At 45.6% G+C, this 20,966-nt stretch carries 18 protein-coding genes; 9 read left to right on the top strand and 9 right to left on the bottom strand.

Annotated elements, in window-relative coordinates:
* Window positions 1-25 precede the first annotated feature (25 nt).
* Both HGO26_RS03310 and nadK read right to left on the bottom strand, forming a co-directional pair.
* A complete protein-coding gene (locus HGO26_RS03310; protein ID WP_049821741.1) occupies window positions 26-1,669 on the bottom strand; it encodes an L-lactate permease in 1,644 nt (547 codons plus the stop codon).
* 1,016 nt (window positions 1,670-2,685) lie between these two features.
* A complete protein-coding gene (gene nadK / locus HGO26_RS03305; protein WP_081729057.1) occupies window positions 2,686-3,564 on the bottom strand; it encodes an NAD(+) kinase in 879 nt (292 codons plus the stop codon).
* Between the two features lie 100 nt (window positions 3,565-3,664).
* Here nadK and grpE point away from each other — a divergent pair, with 100 nt between their 5' ends.
* Window positions 3,665-4,285, top strand: a complete 621-nt coding sequence (gene grpE / locus HGO26_RS03300; protein ID WP_168823305.1) for a nucleotide exchange factor GrpE — start codon at window positions 3,665-3,667, stop codon at window positions 4,283-4,285.
* A 127-nt stretch (window positions 4,286-4,412) separates the two neighbouring features.
* On the opposite strand, the gene dxs is transcribed toward grpE, so the two are convergent.
* The 3 genes from dxs to xseB are packed head-to-tail and all read right to left on the bottom strand — an operon-like array spanning window position 4,413 to window position 7,426.
* Window positions 4,413-6,281, bottom strand: a complete 1,869-nt coding sequence (dxs, locus tag HGO26_RS03295) for a 1-deoxy-D-xylulose-5-phosphate synthase (RefSeq protein WP_168823303.1) — start codon at window positions 6,279-6,281, stop codon at window positions 4,413-4,415.
* 21 nt (window positions 6,282-6,302) lie between these two features.
* Window positions 6,303-7,184 carry a (2E,6E)-farnesyl diphosphate synthase gene (gene ispA, locus HGO26_RS03290; protein WP_168823302.1) on the bottom strand — a complete coding sequence of 294 codons (882 nt, stop codon included), beginning with the start codon at window positions 7,182-7,184 and terminating at the stop codon, window positions 6,303-6,305.
* Window positions 7,185-7,186: 2 nt separating this feature from the next.
* Window positions 7,187-7,426 (bottom strand): exodeoxyribonuclease VII small subunit, encoded by a 240-nt coding sequence (gene xseB / locus HGO26_RS03285; RefSeq protein ID WP_006080884.1) that lies wholly within the window; start codon window positions 7,424-7,426, stop codon window positions 7,187-7,189.
* Between the two features lie 313 nt (window positions 7,427-7,739).
* Between xseB and pomA the strand changes: the two genes are divergently transcribed.
* The 3 genes from pomA to thiI all read left to right on the top strand — a co-directional run bounded on the left by pomA (window position 7,740) and on the right by thiI (window position 11,349).
* Entirely contained in the window at window positions 7,740-8,507 is a 768-nt protein-coding gene (gene pomA / locus HGO26_RS03280) for a flagellar motor protein PomA (RefSeq protein ID WP_028760689.1), read from the top strand.
* A gap of 3 nt (window positions 8,508-8,510) precedes the next feature.
* Window positions 8,511-9,443: a flagellar motor protein MotB gene (locus HGO26_RS03275; protein WP_028760688.1), complete on the top strand. Its 933-nt coding sequence runs from the start codon at window positions 8,511-8,513 to the stop codon at window positions 9,441-9,443.
* 451 nt (window positions 9,444-9,894) lie between these two features.
* Window positions 9,895-11,349 (top strand): tRNA uracil 4-sulfurtransferase ThiI, encoded by a 1,455-nt coding sequence (thiI, locus tag HGO26_RS03270; protein ID WP_028760687.1) that lies wholly within the window; start codon window positions 9,895-9,897, stop codon window positions 11,347-11,349.
* Between the two features lie 135 nt (window positions 11,350-11,484).
* Here the strand turns inward: thiI and HGO26_RS03265 are convergent, their stop codons facing one another.
* Window positions 11,485-11,721 carry a hypothetical protein gene (locus tag HGO26_RS03265; RefSeq protein WP_028760686.1) on the bottom strand — a complete coding sequence of 79 codons (237 nt, stop codon included), beginning with the start codon at window positions 11,719-11,721 and terminating at the stop codon, window positions 11,485-11,487.
* Window positions 11,722-11,948: 227 nt separating this feature from the next.
* Here HGO26_RS03265 and HGO26_RS03260 point away from each other — a divergent pair, with 227 nt between their 5' ends.
* From HGO26_RS03260 to rlmM, 4 genes are all read left to right on the top strand, one after another.
* Complete coding sequence (locus tag HGO26_RS03260; RefSeq protein ID WP_105249769.1) at window positions 11,949-12,860, top strand: transcriptional regulator GcvA; 912 nt, start codon at window positions 11,949-11,951, stop codon at window positions 12,858-12,860.
* Window positions 12,841-13,515: an alpha/beta family hydrolase gene (locus HGO26_RS03255; protein WP_168823300.1), complete on the top strand. Its 675-nt coding sequence runs from the start codon at window positions 12,841-12,843 to the stop codon at window positions 13,513-13,515. The genes HGO26_RS03260 and HGO26_RS03255 overlap by 20 nt, the downstream gene beginning before the upstream one ends.
* Before the next feature lie 28 nt (window positions 13,516-13,543).
* Window positions 13,544-13,936, top strand: a complete 393-nt coding sequence (locus HGO26_RS03250; protein WP_011918954.1) for a DUF423 domain-containing protein — start codon at window positions 13,544-13,546, stop codon at window positions 13,934-13,936.
* 168 nt (window positions 13,937-14,104) lie between these two features.
* Window positions 14,105-15,190 (top strand): 23S rRNA (cytidine(2498)-2'-O)-methyltransferase RlmM, encoded by a 1,086-nt coding sequence (rlmM, locus tag HGO26_RS03245; protein ID WP_011846285.1) that lies wholly within the window; start codon window positions 14,105-14,107, stop codon window positions 15,188-15,190.
* 220 nt (window positions 15,191-15,410) lie between these two features.
* On the opposite strand, the gene HGO26_RS03240 is transcribed toward rlmM, so the two are convergent.
* A complete protein-coding gene (locus HGO26_RS03240; protein WP_113941031.1) occupies window positions 15,411-16,418 on the bottom strand; it encodes an isocitrate dehydrogenase in 1,008 nt (335 codons plus the stop codon).
* Between the two features lie 254 nt (window positions 16,419-16,672).
* Here HGO26_RS03240 and HGO26_RS03235 point away from each other — a divergent pair, with 254 nt between their 5' ends.
* Entirely contained in the window at window positions 16,673-19,507 is a 2,835-nt protein-coding gene (locus HGO26_RS03235; RefSeq protein WP_168823298.1) for a S9 family peptidase, read from the top strand.
* Between the two features lie 99 nt (window positions 19,508-19,606).
* Here the strand turns inward: HGO26_RS03235 and HGO26_RS03230 are convergent, their stop codons facing one another.
* Window positions 19,607-20,029, bottom strand: coding sequence for a DUF3192 domain-containing protein (locus HGO26_RS03230; protein ID WP_028760680.1), 423 nt, complete (start codon window positions 20,027-20,029; stop codon window positions 19,607-19,609).
* Between the two features lie 110 nt (window positions 20,030-20,139).
* Entirely contained in the window at window positions 20,140-20,946 is an 807-nt protein-coding gene (xni, locus tag HGO26_RS03225) for a flap endonuclease Xni (protein WP_168823296.1), read from the bottom strand.
* Window positions 20,947-20,966 lie beyond the last annotated feature (20 nt).

Genomic DNA, 20,966 nt, shown 5'->3' with positions numbered 1-20,966 from the left:
CGGGCATTCAATAAAATAAAACGGCTTAGAATCCACCCCACAGGGTAGCTATTGTGCCCGCCAGTAAGGCATAACCAATGGCAACAGGCATTGTTTTACGGATAATTTCTGACTCTCTACCTGCCATACCCACTACCGTTGCAGCGGCAACCACGTTCATTACGCACATCATGTTACCGGCGTTTGCACCGATACCTTGTAGTGCCAATACCAGTGTGTGGTTCATGCCAATATTGTCGGCCACGCTGTATTGAAGGCTGGAGAACATCATGTTTGAGAAGGTGGCTGAACCCGATAAGAAGGCACCAAAAATCCCCACGATAGGCGCCATCCAAGCCCACACTGCGCCCATGGAACCTGCCAACATATCCGCTAAAGCGACAGGCATTGAGGCAAGACCTGCACCATTAGCGCCTGAGTTTAAGAAGATTTTCACCATAGGCACTGATGCGCCTAATGAAATAATTGTTGGCAACATGGACTTACATGAAACACCGACCGTTTGCTGAATCGCAGGGCTTTTCATTTTGAACAGGAAGAAACCTAGAATACACACGGCAACAAAGAAGGCACCTGGTGCATATAAGGTTGCGAAGCTGGCTTTAAGCTCAGTGCCCATTAGGCCTGTCCAGCTGATGTTAAAGCTTGATAACCATGCTTTTAACGGTGCCACTGTACGCGACAGTACCAAAAGCGCAGCCATGATGATGTAAGGTGTCCAAGCGGCAATTTGAGAAAACTTAGCCGTTGTTTCGACTTTTCCGCTTTCTTGACTGTCATTCTCTGCGAAATCATTCCATGGCGTTTTAGGCAGTAAGTAGCCTTTACGCGCAACCGGGATCACTAAGGCCATACCGATCAATGAACCGATAACCGAAGGGAATTCTGGGCCTGCAAGGTAGTTGATGATCCATGCGGGGACGGTAAAGGCAAGACCTGAGAAAATCGCAAATTTCCAAATTGCTAAGCCTTCCTTAAAGGATTTATTGCGACCAAAGAATCCAGTTAGCATGGTCACCATTACGAGAGGAATTAATGAACCTGTGATTAAGTCGATAGTGATCATATGCATGACGATATATCGAGCATAACCAGCATAGTTACCCCCATGGGCAGCAAATTGCTCCGCCGCCATGCTCACGCCACCTTGGATCAGACCCTGTTCCATCCCAAAAAGTACGGGTAGACCAATCGCACCGAAGGATACACAGGCCGAGTCAGCAATTAAAGCCACGACAGCTGCGGCAACGGGTGGTACACCAAGCAATACCAGTAGTGGTGCGCCAATGGCTGCGGGAGTCCCAAAACCAGCACTACCTTCAATAAAGGCACCGAATAACCAACAGATGATGATGACTTGTACACGGGCATCGGCACTGATGTTAGTAAACCCAGCACGGATAGTGTCCATGGCACCTGAGTATTTCAGGGTATTGAGTAGGAATACGGCGCCAAAAATGATGGTTAACGGTGTGATGGCTGAGAGCAGTCCTTCGAGGACCGATGCCGCCAGTAATGTGGTATCCATTTGCCAAATAAACACGGCGGCGAGCGCTGTGATTATCATGGAGATAGGCATAGCCTTAGATGCAGGCATTCTGAGTAACACTAGAAATAGCATTACACTGAGCACTGGCGTCAAGCTAGCGAGGAGTTGAAGTATTGTCATGCTTGCCTCTTCATAAAGTGGTCTGTCTTATTATTGATATTAGGATTTTTCATCTGCCTTCATGTCGACTTCCCAGACCAATAAATCAGCAGTTAATACTGCAAGTACTTACGGTCTCGACATTCTGTGTTGTGTACTAGACGCTATTGTGAGCTTGACTAATATGATCTAGATCATCTTGGCTGTTATATGAAATGCTAATTTACAGTGCTGCGGGGTGCTTCTCTCGGGGGATTTTCTTATATGTGACAATGATCACTTAGACTGCTGGGTGTATATCTACTTTGGTTATATTAAATTAAATTTGTTGTTTTTCTGGTTATTAAAAGTAGAGCTATCACTCATATTCATCGTCATTATTGCAATTAACTGATCCATTTATTTCATTAATAGTCTGTTATTGGTTTTTTCAGTCATTTTTAAGGTGTGATTAAGGTCGCATAGATTGTTGTGGCTGGATTAACTCATTTACTTCTATTTTCATCAAGCTATTGTAATGCTTGCCTAATATTTCCATTTTGGAATGGTTTTTTATAGTGATCTAGAGCACCTTTTAAAATGGTGGGATTTTATTGTGATGGATATCACTTAATGAATTTTACTTTAATATGAAATTTAATAACCATTATTTAATTTAATTTCAATTTATTTGAGCGAACAGCCAGCCAAAATATTCAAGTATATTGAGAGAACAACATAAAAGTTGAAATAAAAAGTGACCGCTTCTAATGGGTTAAGAGGGGAAATTGAGAGAACAGGGTGAAATTGAAGCAGAAATTTTAAGTAACAAAACTAAAAAATACTGTTTGAACTTTTATCAAACTGGTTAGTGTCATTAATGCTTAAACGTCATTAATGTGAATACCAGCCGTTTGTGAGAGGTGCTAAAAAGTTCACCAAAGACTGTGCAGGGGAAAAGATAAGGCTTTAATGGCAACCTTTTAGGTTAAATTTACAAAATAAAAAAGAGACGTGATATGTCTCTTTTATTGGTGATTTAGCCCAAAGATATAGACTTAAAACAATTTGCTGCCCCAGCCTAATTTGGTCCGCAGCACGTGGAAATAGTTGTGTCCTTTAGGATGAATAAGCCGTAAACGTTCAGAGCTGCGGCGCACTATGATTTCATCGCCGGGTAACACGGCTAAATGCACGTGGCCATCACAGCTGACTTCGAGGTTTTCGCCATTTTCAGGTGATACAACCATTTTTATGGTGCTGCACGCATCGACAACAATTGGGCGGCACGACAAAGTGTGCGGGAACATAGGTACTAAGATCAGGGCCTGTAAATTAGGCGTCAGGATAGCGCCACCAGCGGAGAGGGCATAGGCCGTTGAACCGGTAGGCGTTGACACTATCATGCCGTCGGCACGTTGGCTGTACATGAACTGATCGTCAATATAGACCTCAAACTCAATCATGTGTGCAATTTTACCCGGATGGAGTACGGCTTCGTTGACGGCGGTGTTGCTCGCCTTGAGCATACCGTGGCGATAGACTTCGGCTTCGAGTAAGAATCTATGCTCGGTATCGAACTCTCCATCGAGTACCTTGGCGAGTGCCTCTTCGAAGGCATCGGGCGGCAGATCGGTTAAAAAGCCTAAATTGCCGCGGTTAACCCCAATCACGCCTAAATCGAAGCGGGCTAATACCCTTGCCGCGCCGAGCATGTTACCGTCACCACCGACGACTATGGCTAAGTCGCAACGCGCGCCAATTTCTAGTAAATCGACCGCTATGATATTGGGTCCTAATTCGGTAGCAACACGCTCTTCCACTAAGACTTCAAAGCCCTGCATTGTCAGCCAATAATGCAGACGCTTTAAGGTTTGGTTGGTCCCTTGGTGGTGAGGTTTGCCGATAAGGCCGATAGTATGAAACTTTGTGGTCATATTTATGCTAGATCTGGCCTTAGGCCTTGAAACGTCAAAATTGATCCCCATAATATGCCCAGAGTATTTCAGAAACAAAGCATTTTTAGCTGGAGTGAAAATGAGCAACGAATCGATTAAAGCAGAACAGGATCTGATCCAAGAGGGTGTAGAGTCTGAAGTATCTACCGCAGAAGCAAGTCTGATCGATGAGCTTACCCAGGCCAATTTCCGTATTGAAGAGCTGGAACAGTTACTCGCTGAAGCTTTGGCGAAAGTTGAAGAGCAGAAGGATTCAGTCATCCGCGCCGCAGCTGAGGTCGATAACATTCGTCGTCGTGCCGCAATGGATGTGGAAAAGGCGAACAAGTTTGCCTTGGAAAAGTTCGCCAATGAGCTTTTGCCTGTGCTTGATAACATGGAGCGCGCGCTAATGGGTACAAACTCAGAAGATGAAGCGACGAAAGCGATTTATCAAGGTGTTGAGTTAACTCAAAAAAGTTTACTCACCGCGGTGGCAAAATTTGGTGTTAAGCAAATTGATCCACAAGGTCAGTCATTTAACCCTGATCAACATCAAGCGATTGGTATGCAGCCAAGCGCCGAGTTCCCTGCGAACACTGTGATGTTGGTGATGCAAAAGGGTTATGAGCTGAACAGTCGCTTGCTGCGCCCTGCGATGGTGATGGTGTCACAGGGTGGCCCAAACCAAGAAAGCGCAACGATAGATATCGAAGCTTAAGCTTTATTGGATCAGCCGCTGTTATAAAAGACAGCAACAAAAAAGGACTGCAATTGCAGTCCTTTTTTTATGGGCGGAATTTTTTATTGATAACATTTAGCGTCTTAACGAGATAAGCAAGTTCAGCCTATTGCGCTAGATAAGCATTGATTTGCGCCAGTATGCCTTCGGCATCCAGTTGCAAGTCGTGGATGACTTCCTCTGGCGAGCCATGTTTAATGAACTCGTCTGGCAAACCAATTTGGAGTACGGCTTTAGGCATTTTTAGCTTTTGAAGCTGTTCAAGCACTCCGGCACCCGCACCGCCTATAATGGCATTTTCCTCCACAGTGACTAACACTTCATGGGTTAGTGCCATTTCTTTTATCAGATCAACATCAAGTGGTTTCACAAAGCGCATATCGACAACCGTCGCATCTAAGCTTTCGGCAGCGGTTAATGCCGATGCGAGTAAGGTACCAAAGTTAAGTATGGCAATACGCTTACCGATGCGCTTAATGACACCTTTACCAATTGGCAACGCAGTCATGGACTCGACTTGCATCGCTCCCGTGGCACTACCCCTTGGGTAACGCACCGCACTTGGGCCCGCATCATAGCAATAGCCAGTGTAGAGCATTTGACGACATTCGTTTTCATCGGACGGCGCCATGATCACCATATTAGGGATACAACGCATAAAACTTAAATCGAATGCACCTTGGTGGGTTGGACCATCTGCACCGACGATACCGCCACGGTCAATGGCAAATAACACGGGCAATTGTTGTAGTGCGACATCGTGAATAAGCTGATCATAGGCGCGTTGCAGGAAAGTCGAGTAAATCGCGACTACAGGCTTGAAACCTTCGCAGGCAAAACCCGCCGCTAAGGTGACGGCATGCTGCTCGGCAATCGCTGCATCGAAATATTGTTTCGGGAAGCGCTGGGAAAACTCCACCATGCCAGAACCCTCACGCATCGCAGGAGTAATCGCTAACACTTTCTCATCTTGTTCGGCAATGTCGCACAACCATTTACCGAAGACTTGAGAAAAGGTCGGTAAACCGGGTTTGGTGGCCGGTTTTTTAAATAGCGATGGGTCAAACTTAGGCACAGCATGCCAACCGATAGGATCTTTTTCAGCAGGTTCATAACCACGACCTTTTTTGGTCATGATGTGCAGCACCTGTGGACCTTTCAGATTACGCATATTGCGCATGGTCTCGACCAGAGCGTCTACATCATGGCCATCGATAGGACCTATGTAGTTGAAACCTAACTCTTCAAATAGAGTGCCAGGAACGACCATACCTTTGAGGTGTTCCTCAGTGCGCTTGGCCATTTCTTTGATGACTGGCATACCTTTTAACACTTTTTTGCCGCCTTCGCGCAGTGTGGTGTAGAAACGGCCTGACATCAGTTGTGCTAAATGATTGTTGAGGGCGCCGACATTTTCTGAAATCGACATTTCGTTGTCGTTCAGTACCACTAGCATATCATTGTGCAAGTCGCCCGCGTGGTTCATTGCTTCAAACACCATGCCGCCGGTCATAGCGCCATCGCCGATGACAGCGACCACTTTACGACCTGCTTGCTCTTTTTCTGCAGCTATCGCCATCGCCAGCGCGGCGCTAATCGACGTGCCAGAATGGCCAACGCTGAAAGTGTCGTATTCACTTTCTTCACGCCATGGGAAAGGATGTAAGCCATCTTTTTGCCGAATGGTGTGCATCTTGTCACGTCGACCCGTGAGAATTTTATGGGGATAGGCTTGATGGCCTACGTCCCAGATCAGTCGATCAAAGGGGGTATTGTAGACATAGTGCAGTGCCACAGTGAGTTCTACTGTGCCGAGCCCAGAGGCAAAATGTCCGCTGGACATGCCAACAGACTTAAGAAGGAACTCGCGCAGTTCATCGGCTACTTGTGGTAAAAGTGCCTGAGGAAGCTGGCGGAGCTCATTGGGGGTGTTGGCCTGCGCCAACACGGGAAACTGAGAAATGTCCAAACTCATAGCGAGATACTTCGACTCTTATTATATTCTTCGCTCAATGATATAGCGGGCGAAGTCTGCAATTAACTGGCTATTGTATGGCAATTTAGCCAGCGCTGATAGTGCCTCTTGGATCAGTTGTTTGGCGGTGTCTTGTGCACCTTGTAGTCCAAGTAGTTGTGGAAACGTACTCTTATTCGATTCAGTATCAGAGCCTTGCGGTTTACCTAGCTCTTCGGTGGTGGCTACGATGTCAAGGATATCGTCTTGTACTTGGAAGGCGAGTCCGACCGCACGAGCAAAATCCATCATAGCAGCATACTGATCTTTTGGCGCGTTTGCGGCGATCAAAGCTAACTCAACGGCGCAGCTGATAAGGGCGCCAGTTTTCATATTATGTAGCTGAGTTAACGCGTTAAGATCAATATGTTTATCGGTCGAGGCTAAGTCTATCGCTTGGCCTCCACACATACCACGATAACCTGAGGCTTTGGCCAATACTCTTACCATAGCAATATGTTGTTCGCTGCTGATCCCTGGTACGGCTTCGGTGACAATTTCAAAGGCTAAGGTTTGCAGAGCATCCCCCGCTAAAATGGCCGTCGCCTCATCAAAGGCGATATGCACTGTCGGCTGGCCACGGCGGAGCTCGTCATCGTCCATGGCGGGTAAATCGTCGTGGATTAATGAATAAGCATGGATACATTCAATGGCTGCGGCGCAAGCATCTAACTTTTCGAGTTCGACCCCAAACATGCGTCCTACACTGTATACGAGGAACGGTCGAATGCGCTTCCCTCCCAATAAGGCACCGTAAGTCATAGCGGCTTTTAATTGGGGAGCGGTATCTTCAAGCGTACTAAAACGCTGTTTTAATTGATCATCAACTCGTTGTTGATATTCTTGAATGGTACTGACTAACACGCTTATTCGCCCTCAACGGCATAGGGGGATAGGGGCGCATTTTCGTCTTGTTTCAGTAAAATGGCCACTTTTTGTTGGGCTTGTTCGAGTTTTGCTTGGCTATTTCGAACGAGATTGATGCCACGTTCAAATTGTTTTAACGCGTCATCGAGGGAGATATCGCCTTGTTCTAGATCGGCAACGATGCGTTCAAGTTCGCCAAGGGATTCTTCAAAACTAAGATTTTCGGGTTTCTTCGCCACGTTCAGGTTTCCTTTGATTTAGCGGACACAAGGTATATCAGGGCGGCGTAAGGGTCAAATTCAGACTAAAGATATTTGCTCAATAGCACGCTTTGTTACTGAAATTTTCCAGAAAATATAAATTGTCGCTAAACTTGCTTAGTGTGTGTCCGATAACTGACAATAGTATCATCATTTGTATGGTAATTTTTATCTGGATGAACAAGGCTCGTATGTGTGTCGGTGGGATTATCTTATTCGGTAGAATAACTGAGTGTTCTTGCTTACCCAGAGTAAGTATTATGTCGTTTATTACGAAAATTGAGGAGCCGTTGTGGATTTAGCAACAATAATCGGATTAGTCGGGAGCTTTGGTTTTATCATTTGGTCGATGGTGATCAGTGGTGGCGTAATGATGTTCTACGACTTAGCCTCGGTTGTGATTGTATTCGGCGGGTCTTTCTTCGTCGTAATGATGAAATTCAATCTAAAACAGTTTTTAAATGCGGCTAAAATAGCAGCAAAAGCTTTTGTGTTCAAAATTGATAAACCTGAAGACTTGATTGAACAGTCAGTGACTATGGCGGATGCTGCCCGTAAAGGGGGTTTTTTGGCATTAGAAGAAGCGCAAATTAGCAATACTTTTATGCAAAAAGCTGTTGATATGTTGGTCGATGGTCATGATGGCGAAGTGGTCCGTAACGCCTTAGAGAAGGATATTACGCTGACAGAGGAACGTCATCGCACCGGGATAGCAATTTTTAGAGCTTTTGCTGACGTGGGACCAGCTATGGGGATGATAGGTACACTCGTTGGTCTCGTGGCCATGTTAGCGAATATGTCGGATCCTAAATCTATTGGTCCCTCAATGGCCGTTGCACTTTTAACAACCCTTTATGGGGCGGTGCTGGCTAACATGGTTTGTATTCCTATCGCGGATAAGTTAACGATTAGGATGGGAGAGGAAATGCTTAACCGTAACCTTATTATGGATGCGGTATTGGCGATTCAAGACGGACAAAACCCACGGGTGATTGAAGGCTTTTTGAAAAATTATCTGGCTGAGAAAAATCGTAAAATCGATACAACGGACGGAGAGTAGCCGATGGCTAAGGCTAAGTGCAATTGTCCGCCGCCCGGAGCACCGATGTGGTTGGCAACATTTGCCGACTTGATGTCGCTGTTGATGTGTTTTTTTGTATTATTATTGTCATTTTCTGAAATGGATGTGATGAAGTATAAACAGATTGCGGGCTCAATGAAGTATGCCTTTGGTGTGCAAAATAAGGTGGAAGTTAAAGATATCCCGAAGGGGACTTCTGTCATTGCCTTAGAGTTTAGACCTGGTCGCCCTGAGCCGACTCCGATTGAAATCATTAACCAGCAAACGAATGAAATGACTGAACCTGTATTGGATTTCCAAGCGGGTGAAGACGATAGTGCGGGCGGCGTGCAGCAGCAAAATGGTTCTCAGCGGGGGGGCGAAGCGAGTGCTACGGCTCAAGAAGTTGCCGATGCCGTTAAAGCGGAAGCGGCAGCGGCGCAAGAAAAGATCAATCAGCAAGTGAAGAAGATGGCGCAGGAGCTGAATAAAGAGATCACCGATGGATCGATTGAAATTGAGTCATTAGGTCAGCAGATTATTATTCGTATACGTGAGAAGGGGGCATTTGCTTCTGGCTCAGGTTTCCTGCAGCCTCGATTTAAACCTGTGGTACGCTCAGTCGGCGAATTGTTAAAAGATGTGCCAGGTGTCATCACAGTGTCAGGTTACACGGATGATATGCAAATAAGCGATGAGCTCTATAGTTCTAATTGGGATTTATCCAGCAAACGTGCCGTGGCAGTGGCCCATGAGTTAGTACAGGTCAGCGGCTTTGATTCTAATCGAATGAAAGTGGTTGGTATGGCGTCTAACAATCCGATTGTGCCTAACGATTCTCCGGAAAATCGTGCCCGTAACCGCAGGGTTGAAATTGCTATTGAGCAAGGTAAAGCGAAGGAGTCTGAAGAAATTCAGATCGGTAATTCGCCTTAAGTGTTTAGATACTCTCCCAATCTAAAGCCGCAATAATCTTGCGGCTTTTTTATTGAGCTAATGTGGGCTTTTCCCTTTTTAGTTAACGTGTTATGCATCAAATCGCTGTGGTTGATTTAAATCCATTTGGGCTTTACGTTAATCACATTGAGTGTGTAATCCCTAAGTTTCCTTAACTATCCCTCAACGACTTATTGTTAATGATTCATCTCAAATCACTTATTTTAAGCAGGGCAATTCAAACTTCTCGAATAGGTTTTAGTGACATTATTTCAGCCTAATTAGCTGCCGTGATTTAGTCATTAATACGCGATGAATACGCCACAAATGTGGCCTGTGTCGCTGTTGGCTATGTGCGCTGAAACTCGCCTTTTTAGGTTGCTTGGGTATATAATCCCCCGATTATTCTTTTAACCAATTTTGCTGTTTTAAAATTGCCCGCGGAAATCCCATGAAGTTTATTGTAAAGCTGTATCCAGAAATCATGATGAAGAGCAAGCCTGTACGCATGCGCTTCACCAAAATGCTCGAAACTAACATCCGTAATGTGCTTAAAAAAGTTGACGAAGATGCAAAAGTGCAGCGTCAATGGGACCGCATTATGGTGATGGTACCAAAGGATAAGCCTGAATTGGCCCAAGCTTTCGGTGAGCGTCTGGCGTGTATTCCTGGCATTGCACACGTAGTGCAAGTGGATGAGTACAGCTTTGAATCTGTTGATGATATTTATCAGCAAGTCTTGCCTGTTTACCGTGACCAACTCGCGGGTAAAACCTTCTGCGTGCGAGTAAAGCGTACTGGCGATCATGATTTTAATTCTATTGAAGTTGAACGTTATGTCGGTGGTGGCTTAAACCAGTTTACTGATGCGCTGGGCGTGCGTTTAAAGAATCCGGACATTACCGTTAATTTAGAGATTGAGCGCGATAATCTTTATATGGTGACTAAGCGTATTGAAGGTCTAGGCGGTTTTCCGATGGCAACACAGGAAGATGTATTGTCCTTGATTTCGGGTGGTTTTGACTCAGGCGTCTCTAGCTATCAATTTATCAAAAAAGGCGCTCGTACCCACTACTGCTTCTTCAATCTGGGCGGCGCACAGCATGAAATTGGTGTTAAACAAGTGGCTTACCATTTGTGGAAAACCTACGGTGAATCCCACAAAGTGAAGTTTATCTCCGTGCCTTTTGAGCCTGTGGTTGCTGAGATTTTAGAGCGTATCGATAACGGTCAAATGGGCGTTGTATTGAAACGCATGATGATGCGTACCGCGGCGCGTATCGCCGAGCGTATGGGCATTCAAGCCTTAGTTACCGGTGAAAGTTTAGGCCAAGTGTCTAGCCAGACCCTGACCAACTTAAACGTCATCGACCGTTGTACTGAGTTATTGATTCTACGTCCCTTAATCGCCATGGATAAGCAAGACATTATCAACGAGAGCCGTAAAATCGGCACCGAAGATTTTGCTAAATCAATGCCTGAATATTGCGGCGTAATTTCGCAAAAGCCGACGGTAAAAGCGGTATTAGCTAAGGTTGAAGCGGAAGAGAAAAAGTTCTCTGAGGATTTGATTGATCAGATCATCGCCCAATCTGTCACTATCGATATCAGGGAGATCGCAGAACAAATGGATACTCGGATTACTGAGACAGAAACAGTTGCCAGTATCGATACCAACCAAGTGGTCATTGATATTCGTGCCCCTGAAGAAGAGGAAAGCAAACCGCTGCAAATTGAAGGTATTGAGATAAAGCGCATCCCATTCTTCAAGTTAGCGACTCAGTTTGCCGATCTCGATAAGCAAAAGACTTATTTGCTCTATTGTGAGCGTGGGGTGATGAGTAAATTGCAGGCATTGTATTTAATCGAGCAAGGTTACACGAACGTGAAAGTGTATCGTCCATAAGTCGGGCGAAAACCTGCCCATTGCCGTATATCGTCAGTGGGATTGATTTGCTATTTAAGTACAAAAAAGCCGCATATTAATGCGGCTTTTTCTTTGCTCTTACTGAGCGCGGCCTGAGTTTCAGTGTCGTTTAGGTTATTCGGCTTTAACGACTTGCTGATGAGATGCGACATCGTCTGTGGCAATCAACAGAGTGGCTTCTTGTAGCACTTCTTGGTGCATTTTATTCATTGCAGCGGTTAAATCTGCAGTGATATTGGCTTGCAAGTCGCTTGTGTCGATGACGATTTCGTCAACGAGTACATTTGCACTGGCATTAAAGCTGAGTGCTGAGACTAATATTAACGCAAACGCCGATTTTAAATTGAACATAGTCGCCTCCGGGCTGACAAATTAACGCTGTCAGACATTCCCATCATCAACTTTGAGATTGTCTAACTTAGGTATTTCATAGCTATGGATGTTTCATCGCTATTGGTGTTTCGTTGATAAGCTGTTTCATTGGCGCAAAATTTAACCAAAAACGCTGGCCTTTACAAACGATTAAATGTAACAATACGGATTAGAAAAACTAATTAAAAAACGAGACTGAGATCACTATGTCGAGACGATTACCACCGCTTAATGCGGTTAAAGCATTTGAAGCCGCCGCACGGCATTTGAGCTTTACGCGGGCAGCGGAAGAATTGTTTGTTACACAGGCTGCGGTGAGCCATCAAATAAAGGCATTAGAAGATTTCCTCGGATTAAAATTATTTCGTCGAAAGAACCGTTCTTTGCTATTAACCGAAGAAGGGCAAAGCTATTTTCTCGACATCAAAGATATTTTTATTCAGCTTGCCGATGCCACCGACAGATTACTCGCCCGCAGTGCGATTGGTTCGCTGACGGTCAGTATGTCACCCAGTTTTGCGATTCAATGGCTAGTGCCACGTTTGGCTAAATTCAGTGAGAAAAATCCCGATATCGATGTGCGAATTAAGGCCGTTGATACCGAAGCGAGTTCATTAACCGATGATGTGGATGTGGCTATTTATTATGGCTTAGGTAATTGGCCCGGGCTACGTGCGGATAAGCTCAGAAACGAAGTGCTTATTCCCGTGTGTTCGCCCATGTTGCTCAACGGTCCTAAACCACTCTCAAAACCGAGCGATTTAAAGTATCACACGCTATTACATGATATGAATCGTCACGATTGGCAGGCGTGGTTTAGGCAATGTGGCATTACCGATATTAATGTGAATCAAGGACCTATTTTCAGTCATTCGTCTTTGGTATTGCAGGCGGCGGCCCACGGTCAAGGGGTTGCTCTGGGTTACAGCGTGCTGGCACGCCCCGATATCAAAGCTGGGCGGCTTGTATGCCCATTCCAAGAAGTCTTGGTAAGTAAAGATGCTTATTACTTAGTTTGCCAGCAAAACCATGCTGAGCTAGGTAAAGTGGTGGCGTTTCGTGAATGGATGTTAGACATGTTTGCCGAGGAGTCTCGCAGTGAGTTGTTGCCTGGATAAGCCGAGTTATGTATTAGAAGGGGAGACTGCGAGTACTTTGATTTTATTGGCCCACGGTGCGGGTGCTAACATGGATTCTGATTTTATGCAGGCCATGTCGGCGGGATTCGTTGCTCAGGGCTTCCGAGTGATGCGCTTTAATTTTCCTTATATGCAGGCGAATGCTGTAGATGGTAAACGGCGTCCACCGGACCGTGCGCCTAAATTGCTCGCGTGTTTTACACAGATGCTCGATATCGCCCACTCACAAGCACAAGTTGAACGTGTGGTGTTAATGGGGAAATCCATGGGCGGTCGTATGGCGGCCCTATTAGCCTGCGATCCTACGTTAGCGGTGCACATCGATAGGGTGATTTGTTTAGGTTATCCTTTTGTGCCACTCAAAGGCGGCGAGCCTAGATTGGAACCTTTGAATGAATGCCAAGTCCCAGTATTAGTCGTACAGGGTGAGCGGGATAAGTTTGGTGGCAAAGCGCAGATCCCAAGCTGGCCCTTGAAAGCTGAGATAGGATTGGTTTGGATAACCGACGGCGATCATAGTTTTGTCCCAAGAAAGTCGTCAGGCACCAGTGAAGCCGCTAACCTTGCACGTGCTATTGATTTATCAAGTGATTTTATTCGTGAGCTTGATGTTGAGCGAATAAATGTTGAATGAGTTAATCCCATTCCAGCAGGAGCGTTAAATGCGTAAAGGTTTATTGTTACTCGCCGCCGTGAGCGGATTCTTAGCCGTCGCCTTAGGGGCTTTTGGTGCCCATGGTTTAAAAGCGGTCGCGCCACCAAACTTAATTGAAGTCTTTAACTTAGGTGTGCAATATCATTTCTACCATACCTTTGCCCTCATCATGGTTGCCTTCTCGGGCCAATGGTTAACCTCGCGTTTACTGGACTGGTCGGCATATCTCTTTGTCGCAGGCATAGTACTATTTTCGGGCTCACTATATGGACTCGCCTTGTTTGGGACTAAGTGGTTGGGTCCTATTACGCCTATGGGTGGTGGTTGTTTCTTATTGGGGTGGTTATTATTTGCCGCCGCTGTATGGCGTCACAAAGTTATCGACGGTCATGAGTCTTAATCGCTGATGATTATGTGAGTTAACAGGCTTAGGGCGCACCTAAGCCTTTTTTATTTCTCTAATCGCAACGCAAGTAGGCAAATAGGGCATTTGTGGATTGAAATTGGTATACTGGCACCCAAATCGATAGTCAGCCAATGCTTTGGCTTGGATTTCTCAGGGATCCCCATGAAAAACCTATTTTTATTTTGCCGCGCAGGCTTTGAAAAAGAATGCGCTGCAGAAATCCAACAGCGAGCCGGTGAGCTCAATGTGGGTGGCTTTGTTAAGGCCAACAATAACGACGCTTATGTTGTATACCAATGTTTTGAAGACGACGCTGCTGATACGTTAGTCAAACAATTACCTTTAGATTCGCTCATTTTCGCCCGCCAGATGTTTGCTGCTAGCGACTTGTTAGTTGACTTGCCTGAAAATGACAGAATAAGCCCAATCGTTGCGGCGCTCAGTGACGTCAGCAAAGCGGGTGAAGTGCGGGTTGAAACACCTGACACTAACGAAGCGAAAGAGCTCTCGGCTTTTTGCCGTAAGTTCACTGTACCTTTACGCCAGCATTTGAAAAAATCGGGCAGTTTGCTCGCGCAGGAAAATCCCAAACGTCCGATTATCCACGTGTGTTTTATTGGCCCCGGCCGTGCCTATGTGGGTTATTCCTACAGTAATAACAGTTCGCCACATTTTATGGGCATTCCACGCCTTAAAATGGCGGCGGATGCACCGAGTCGTTCTAGTCTGAAACTCGACGAAGCCTTTGGCCAATTCGTGCCTAAGGAAGAGCAAGAAGAGCGTATTCGCAGTGGCATGAACTCAGTGGATTTGGGCGCTTGCCCTGGTGGCTGGACTTATCAACTGGTGCGTCGCGGCATGTTTGTGTCGGCAGTTGATAATGGCCCAATGGATGAAAAACTGATGGAAACGGGCCAAGTGAAACATTACCGTGAAGACGGTTTCCGTTTCGAACCGCAACGTAAAAATATCTATTGGCTGGTGTGCGACATGGTTGAGAAACCTGCGCGTGTTGCCGAACTGATTGAAGCTTGGGCGATTAACGGTTGGTTTAAGGAAGCGATTTTTAACCTTAAATTACCGATGAAGAGCCGCTATAAAGAAGTGACTGCTATCCTTGAGACCATGCAGACGATTCTTAAAGAGAATGGTGTGACTGATTTTAAAGTGCAGTGTAAGCATCTTTATCACGACCGTGATGAAGTGACAGTGCATTTATGGCTACGCCCTAATACCGCGTGGAATTAATTCCAGTGTTAACCCTGCGGTGATCTTGTTGTCGCTAGAATGGTAATTGTCACGCGGGTTTAAAGCCACGCAGGTTTAAAAGCTAGATAACAAAAAGCCCCAAAGGAAACTTTGGGGCTTTTTCGTGTTTACTCATTTGAGTTTCAAGCGCTTGCTTCTTTTAAGCTTTTGCTTGAATAAGCGCGTTATAGACACGTCTTAAACGCGCTTAGCATTGAGATCACAGACGCTCAAGCACCGCTTGCGTGAAGTCAGTCGTGCCGTGAGTGCCGCCTAAATCGCGAGTCGTACGGTCGCCTTCTTCAATGACTGCAGATACCGCTTTACGGATTTGCTCAGCTTTGTCAGCCATACCTAAATATTCCAGCATCTGAATAGACGCTAAAATCACTGAGGTTGGGTTTGCAAGGTTTTTACCAGCGATATCCGGTGCACTACCGTGAACGGCTTCGAAAATCGCGGCATCACGGCCAATGTTTGCGCCTGGCGCCATACCTAAACCACCCACTAAACCGGCACACAGGTCCGATAAAATGTCACCGAACAGGTTGGTCGTCACGATCACATCGAAGTTTTCTGGGTTCATCACTAACTTCATGCACGTTGCATCGACGATCATTTCTTCTGTCTTGATGTCTGGGTAACGTAGGCTCACTTCACGGGCCACTTTCAGGAACAGGCCTGACGTTGACTTCATGATGTTGGCTTTGTGTACAATAGTGACTTTCTTACGGTTTTCTTTGCGAGCTAGTTCGTAGGCGAAAGTGGCGATTTGCTCGGCACCTTGGCGAGTGACGATACTGGTTGCTTCGGCTGTTAAACCATCTTCAGACACTTTTTGACCATGGCCAGAATACATGCCTTCGGTGTTTTCACGTACTGTGATGATATCGATATTTTCGTAACGGGCTTGGGTACCTTTGAAAGACAGTACTGGGCGTACGTTAGCATACAGACCGAATTTCTTACGCAAGGTTACGTTGATAGAAGTAAAGCCTTCACCAACGGGAGTCGTCAGCGGCCCTTTCAGCGTGATACGGTTTTTTTCAATGAGTTCTAAAGTGCGTGCTGGCAGTAACTCGCCTTGCTTTTCAAGTGCAGTCAGGCCGGCATCGGCAAATTCATATTCAAAATCACAGCCCGCTTTATCAAGAATTTTTAAGGCTGAATCAATAATACTTGGGCCAATTCCATCACCTGGAATTACGGTTATCGTTCTTTTTGACATGGAGAAGTCCTTCCACGGTTCGTCGTTACTGCAATTGTCTGCCCCAGTGCTAACTGGATAGCAGGACTATGAATTTGGTATTTTTTCTGCCTATTATTTTAACCATCTTTGGTCAAACTTCACAGGAAATAGTGAGCAATATCACGATTTTTTATGTGGTATAACTTGTAAAAATACTGGGTTCTCACCATGATGGAGAGCCAATGGTTAAAAAAGTCTACTTTAGTCTAACAAATATATAAAAGAGGAAGACATTGAAGTTAATCCCTATCACATCCCTGGTTTTGTTATCCCTTGGAATATTGCCAGCAGTGCAGGCTGAAACCAGCACTAAACCGCTCACCCTAACAGACATTATGCATTTTGAATCCCTTGAAAAGCCGGTTATCTCTGATAAGGGGCAAGTCATCGCGGTCGAGTCTGCGCCCGATCGCGGGGATAGTCACGTCATTGTGAAAAATGTCCTGTCGCAGCAAAGCTATCAAATCGCGGGGGGGTCAGATCCCTTGGTGAACCACGATGGTCGTTATGTAGCTGTGGTGGTTAAACCGAGTTTGCTCATGCGTGAAACGAGTGATGCCAAGGCGAAGAAAAAACTCAAATCCGACATGGTGTTGCTCGATACTCAAACTGGCACGCAAACTCGCTTCGAGCGTGTGAAGGAATTTGTGTTCAGTGATGACGGTAAGCATCTGGCGATTTGGTTTGAGGCTGATGAAGAGTCCAAAAAAGATGCTGAGCCTAAAACTACCGAAAAACTCGCTGAAGCAGGCACACAAAGCCATGCGAATATTGATAAGCCAAAGGTCGATAAGTTTGATCAAGGTCGACGTTTTACGTTGCTCAGTTTAGAAGACCAAACAAAGCGAATTGATGTCGAGCAGGTTACTGGCTATGTTTTTGATAAGGCAAGCCGTAGACTCGCGCTGGCAGTGAACGATATCACCAATAAGCAACATCAATTGCAGTTAGTCGATTTAAACACTCACAAAAAAACCGTTGCCTTTGATTCGCCTAGCCAACAGATTGGTGCGTTAGCGCTGGCTAAAAATGGTCGTTGGCTTGCATTTACGCAGGGCAAAGACAGCGAGTTACCTTATGGCCGCAGCTATCAGTTATCGCTGGTCGATTTGCTGTCGAGCAAAATCAGTACCCCCCCAGAATCACCCGAGTGGAAACTGAATCGCTACACAAGTTTAAGCTTCTCATTGGACAGCGAACGGTTGTTTTTTGGCCGCGTACCTGAGGTGAGTCAGCTGCTCAGTTTGCAGAAGATCACCGAAGAAAAAGACCTGTTCGATACAAATATTGTCACCGGACAGCGTGGACTTAAGGTATGGCATGGGGATGATCCTCGTATTAAGCCTAATGAAATCAAGCAATATGAGGATGAGCAAAAACGCACTTACCTTGCGGTATTGCATTTAGGCTCAAATAACGTGGTGCAGCTTGGCGATAAAACTGTTCCAGATGTGACGATTTCACAACATAAACGTTTTATGTTGGCCAGTTCAGATTTGCCCTATCGCAAGATGGCGACGTGGGCAGGGTTCTACCAAGATTATTATTTGGTCGATATTAATACTGGCAGTAAAGTGCCATTTTTGACACAACAGCCGAGTGATGCCGAGCCTACGCTGTCGGGAAATGGCAAGTATGTGGCTTATTATCAGCAAGGTAATGTGTATCTCTATGATATTGCACAGGACCGTCGCACTAATCTCACAAAATCCCTAAAGGTCAGTTTTGCCGATGAAGACCACGATTATCCATCCAGTGCTCCAGGATATGGTTTTGGTCCTTGGCTTAAAAATGATGCGGGTTTCTTGGTTTACGACAAATACGATGTTTGGCAGTTTAATACCGAATCTAAGGCGGGTTTTGCCTTAACCGCAGGTAAAGGGCGCACCCAGAAAATTCAATATCGGCTTGAGGGCTTAGTCGATAATCCCGATGAGCCGACAGAGCTTGCCTATAACGCTACGGTTTTACTCCACGGTTATAGTGATAAAACCAAGGCCGATGGTTTTTATCAAGCCACCTTGGGCGAAGCGGGCGTGAAGACGTTGATGCAAGGTGAGTATAAGCTGACAGTATTGGGACGCAGTAAAGACGCTGACACTATCGTGTTTTCTAAGGAGCGTTTTGACTTATTCCCTGACTTGTATACGGCTAACTATAGCGCACCGCAAAATGCAGTTAAGCAAACCGATTTAGATAAGCAGCGTCAAGCCTTTAACTGGAGCCAATCCGAGTTAGTTCACTGGACAAATGGCGATGGTAAACCGTTAGATGGCGTGCTGATCAAGCCGACCAATTATCAAGAGGGTAAGCGCTATCCTGTACTGGTTTATTACTATCGCTTTATGACGGATAGACTGCATGCCTTCCCGCAGATGAACATTAACCACAGACCTAACTTTGCTTGGTACATCAATAATGGCTATGCGGTGTTTCTACCGGACATTCGCTTTGAAATTGGTTACCCAGGGGCGAGCTCAGTACAAGCGCTCACGTCTGGCGTGCAAAAGCTGATTGAGATAGGCATTGCCGATCCCGATGCTATTGGTTTGCAAGGTCATTCTTGGAGTGGCTATCAAACGGCGTTTGCCATTACTCAAACTAAGATGTTTAAGGCGGCGGTTGCAGGTGCTCCAGTATCGAACATGACCAGTGCCTATAGCGGTATTCGCCACGGCACAGGCATTGCGCGTCAGTTCCAATATGAAACCGGACAGAGTCGTATTGGCGCAAGTTTGTTTGCCGCGCCGCAAAAGTACATTGAAAATTCGCCAGTATTTTATGCTGACCGTATTCAAACGCCTTTGATGATCATGTTTGGTGATAAGGACGATGCAGTGCCTTGGGAACAAGGTGTTGAAATGTACTTAGCTATGCGCCGTGCAGGTAAAGAGGTGGTGTTCTTGCAATACGAGGATGAGCCGCATCACTTGAAAAAGTACCCGAACAAGCTCGATTACAGCATTCGCATGATGCAATATTTCGACCATTATCTGAAGGGAAAACCCGCGCCAGAATGGCTCAGTAAAGGTGAAGCCTATGTCGAGTATAAGGCCGATGATGAATAGGCAATTGGCTTAGTTGTTTTGCAACTGAGTCTATTAGTTGATTGTAAAAGTAAAAACGCCACCGATTCGGTGGCGTTTTTATTTAACTGTCAGTCGTATTTATTTACTGGTTAATGTCTCTTGGGCAGAGCTGAGGGCTGTGTCAGTATCTGCATCGAGATATTGCTTATAGGTATCTTGGCCCCAGGCAATCAATTGATCATTTTCAAAAATCAGTGGGGTACATTCCTCTTTCGTGGTCACACCGTCTGATTTTTCATGGTGAGTGCGATAAAAGAGCACCTGTAGCTTGGTTTCTTTTACGGCTTTGGCCTCTGAAAAGTCAGCTTTACCTAGTAACTGTTTTACTGAAACGATATTTTGCCCTAGCGCTAATTCGTTCATTTTTTGGCTGTTATAGGATTGTCTGTCCTCCCAACTCATGTCATCTGGCGTAGGTTCATAAACGAGTACCACCACAGCGACAAAGGCGACGTAGGCGGCGAAAATGCTACCGATGATTACCGAAACTTTTGATTTCATTTACAGTTATTCCTTTACCTCATTAAATGAGTCACGTTATTACGTCCATAAAATACGCTTTTGTTGTTCTAAGGTAAATGCGTTAATTGCAACTTTATATTAACAGATGTTTAGGCTGGATTGATTGGGCTTTCAGGCAGGCAGTTATTATCCGGCAAGGAGTTCATCACGCGAAAATCTTTTAAATTAATATAGAGTGGTAGGTCTGTTTGTAACTGTGCGAGCTTATAGCTGAGTCTTGCCATCTCCTTACCTTCGGCAAGTTTTTTGGCTTGTTTAGCGCCTAAGTTAGATAGCGATGAAAACAAGGTTGGTAAGCTTCTAAAGGTTTTCAATAATTCGGCGGCTGATTTAGGGCCTATGCCCGCAATACCAGGAATTTTATTACCGCTGTCGCCCGCTAATGCCATCAAGTCGAGAAATTGACTGCGTTCGACACCGAGTTTTTGTTCCAATGCAGCGATATCTAAGTACTGCTGATTAAAGTGATCCCACTGGCTGATTTGGCGATGATTAAGCTGACTAAAACCTTTGTCGGTGGACACAATTATGGCTTCACCCTGCGCTTTGGCGGTTTTTATCGCTAGAGTGGCAATCACATCATCGGCTTCAGCCGCCGCATAAATAGATCCAATGTTCATCATGGTTAAGTGATCTTGCAGCGCAGCAAGGCCTTTTGCCAGCGGCTCCGGCATAGGTTTACGGCCTTTCTTATAATCGGGGTAAAGCTGTTTACGCCATGAGACTTCATCACCGTCCCACACGATAGCTACATGGGTTGGGCGATGCACACGCAGCAGTTTAGTGCACGCCAAACTGACGCGCTCTGTGAGGCTTTGCATATCGGATTCATCGGGGATCGCCGCATAGATGCGGCGAACCAAGTTGAGACCATCGATGATTAAAAACTTGTTCATGGGTGTTGTTGCTTCGCTCT

Source organism: Shewanella oncorhynchi (assembly GCF_012584455.1).
Taxonomy (GTDB): domain Bacteria; phylum Pseudomonadota; class Gammaproteobacteria; order Enterobacterales; family Shewanellaceae; genus Shewanella; species Shewanella oncorhynchi.
Note: the sequence above shows the minus strand (reverse complement) of the source record. Positions and strands in the feature narration are given on the sequence as shown.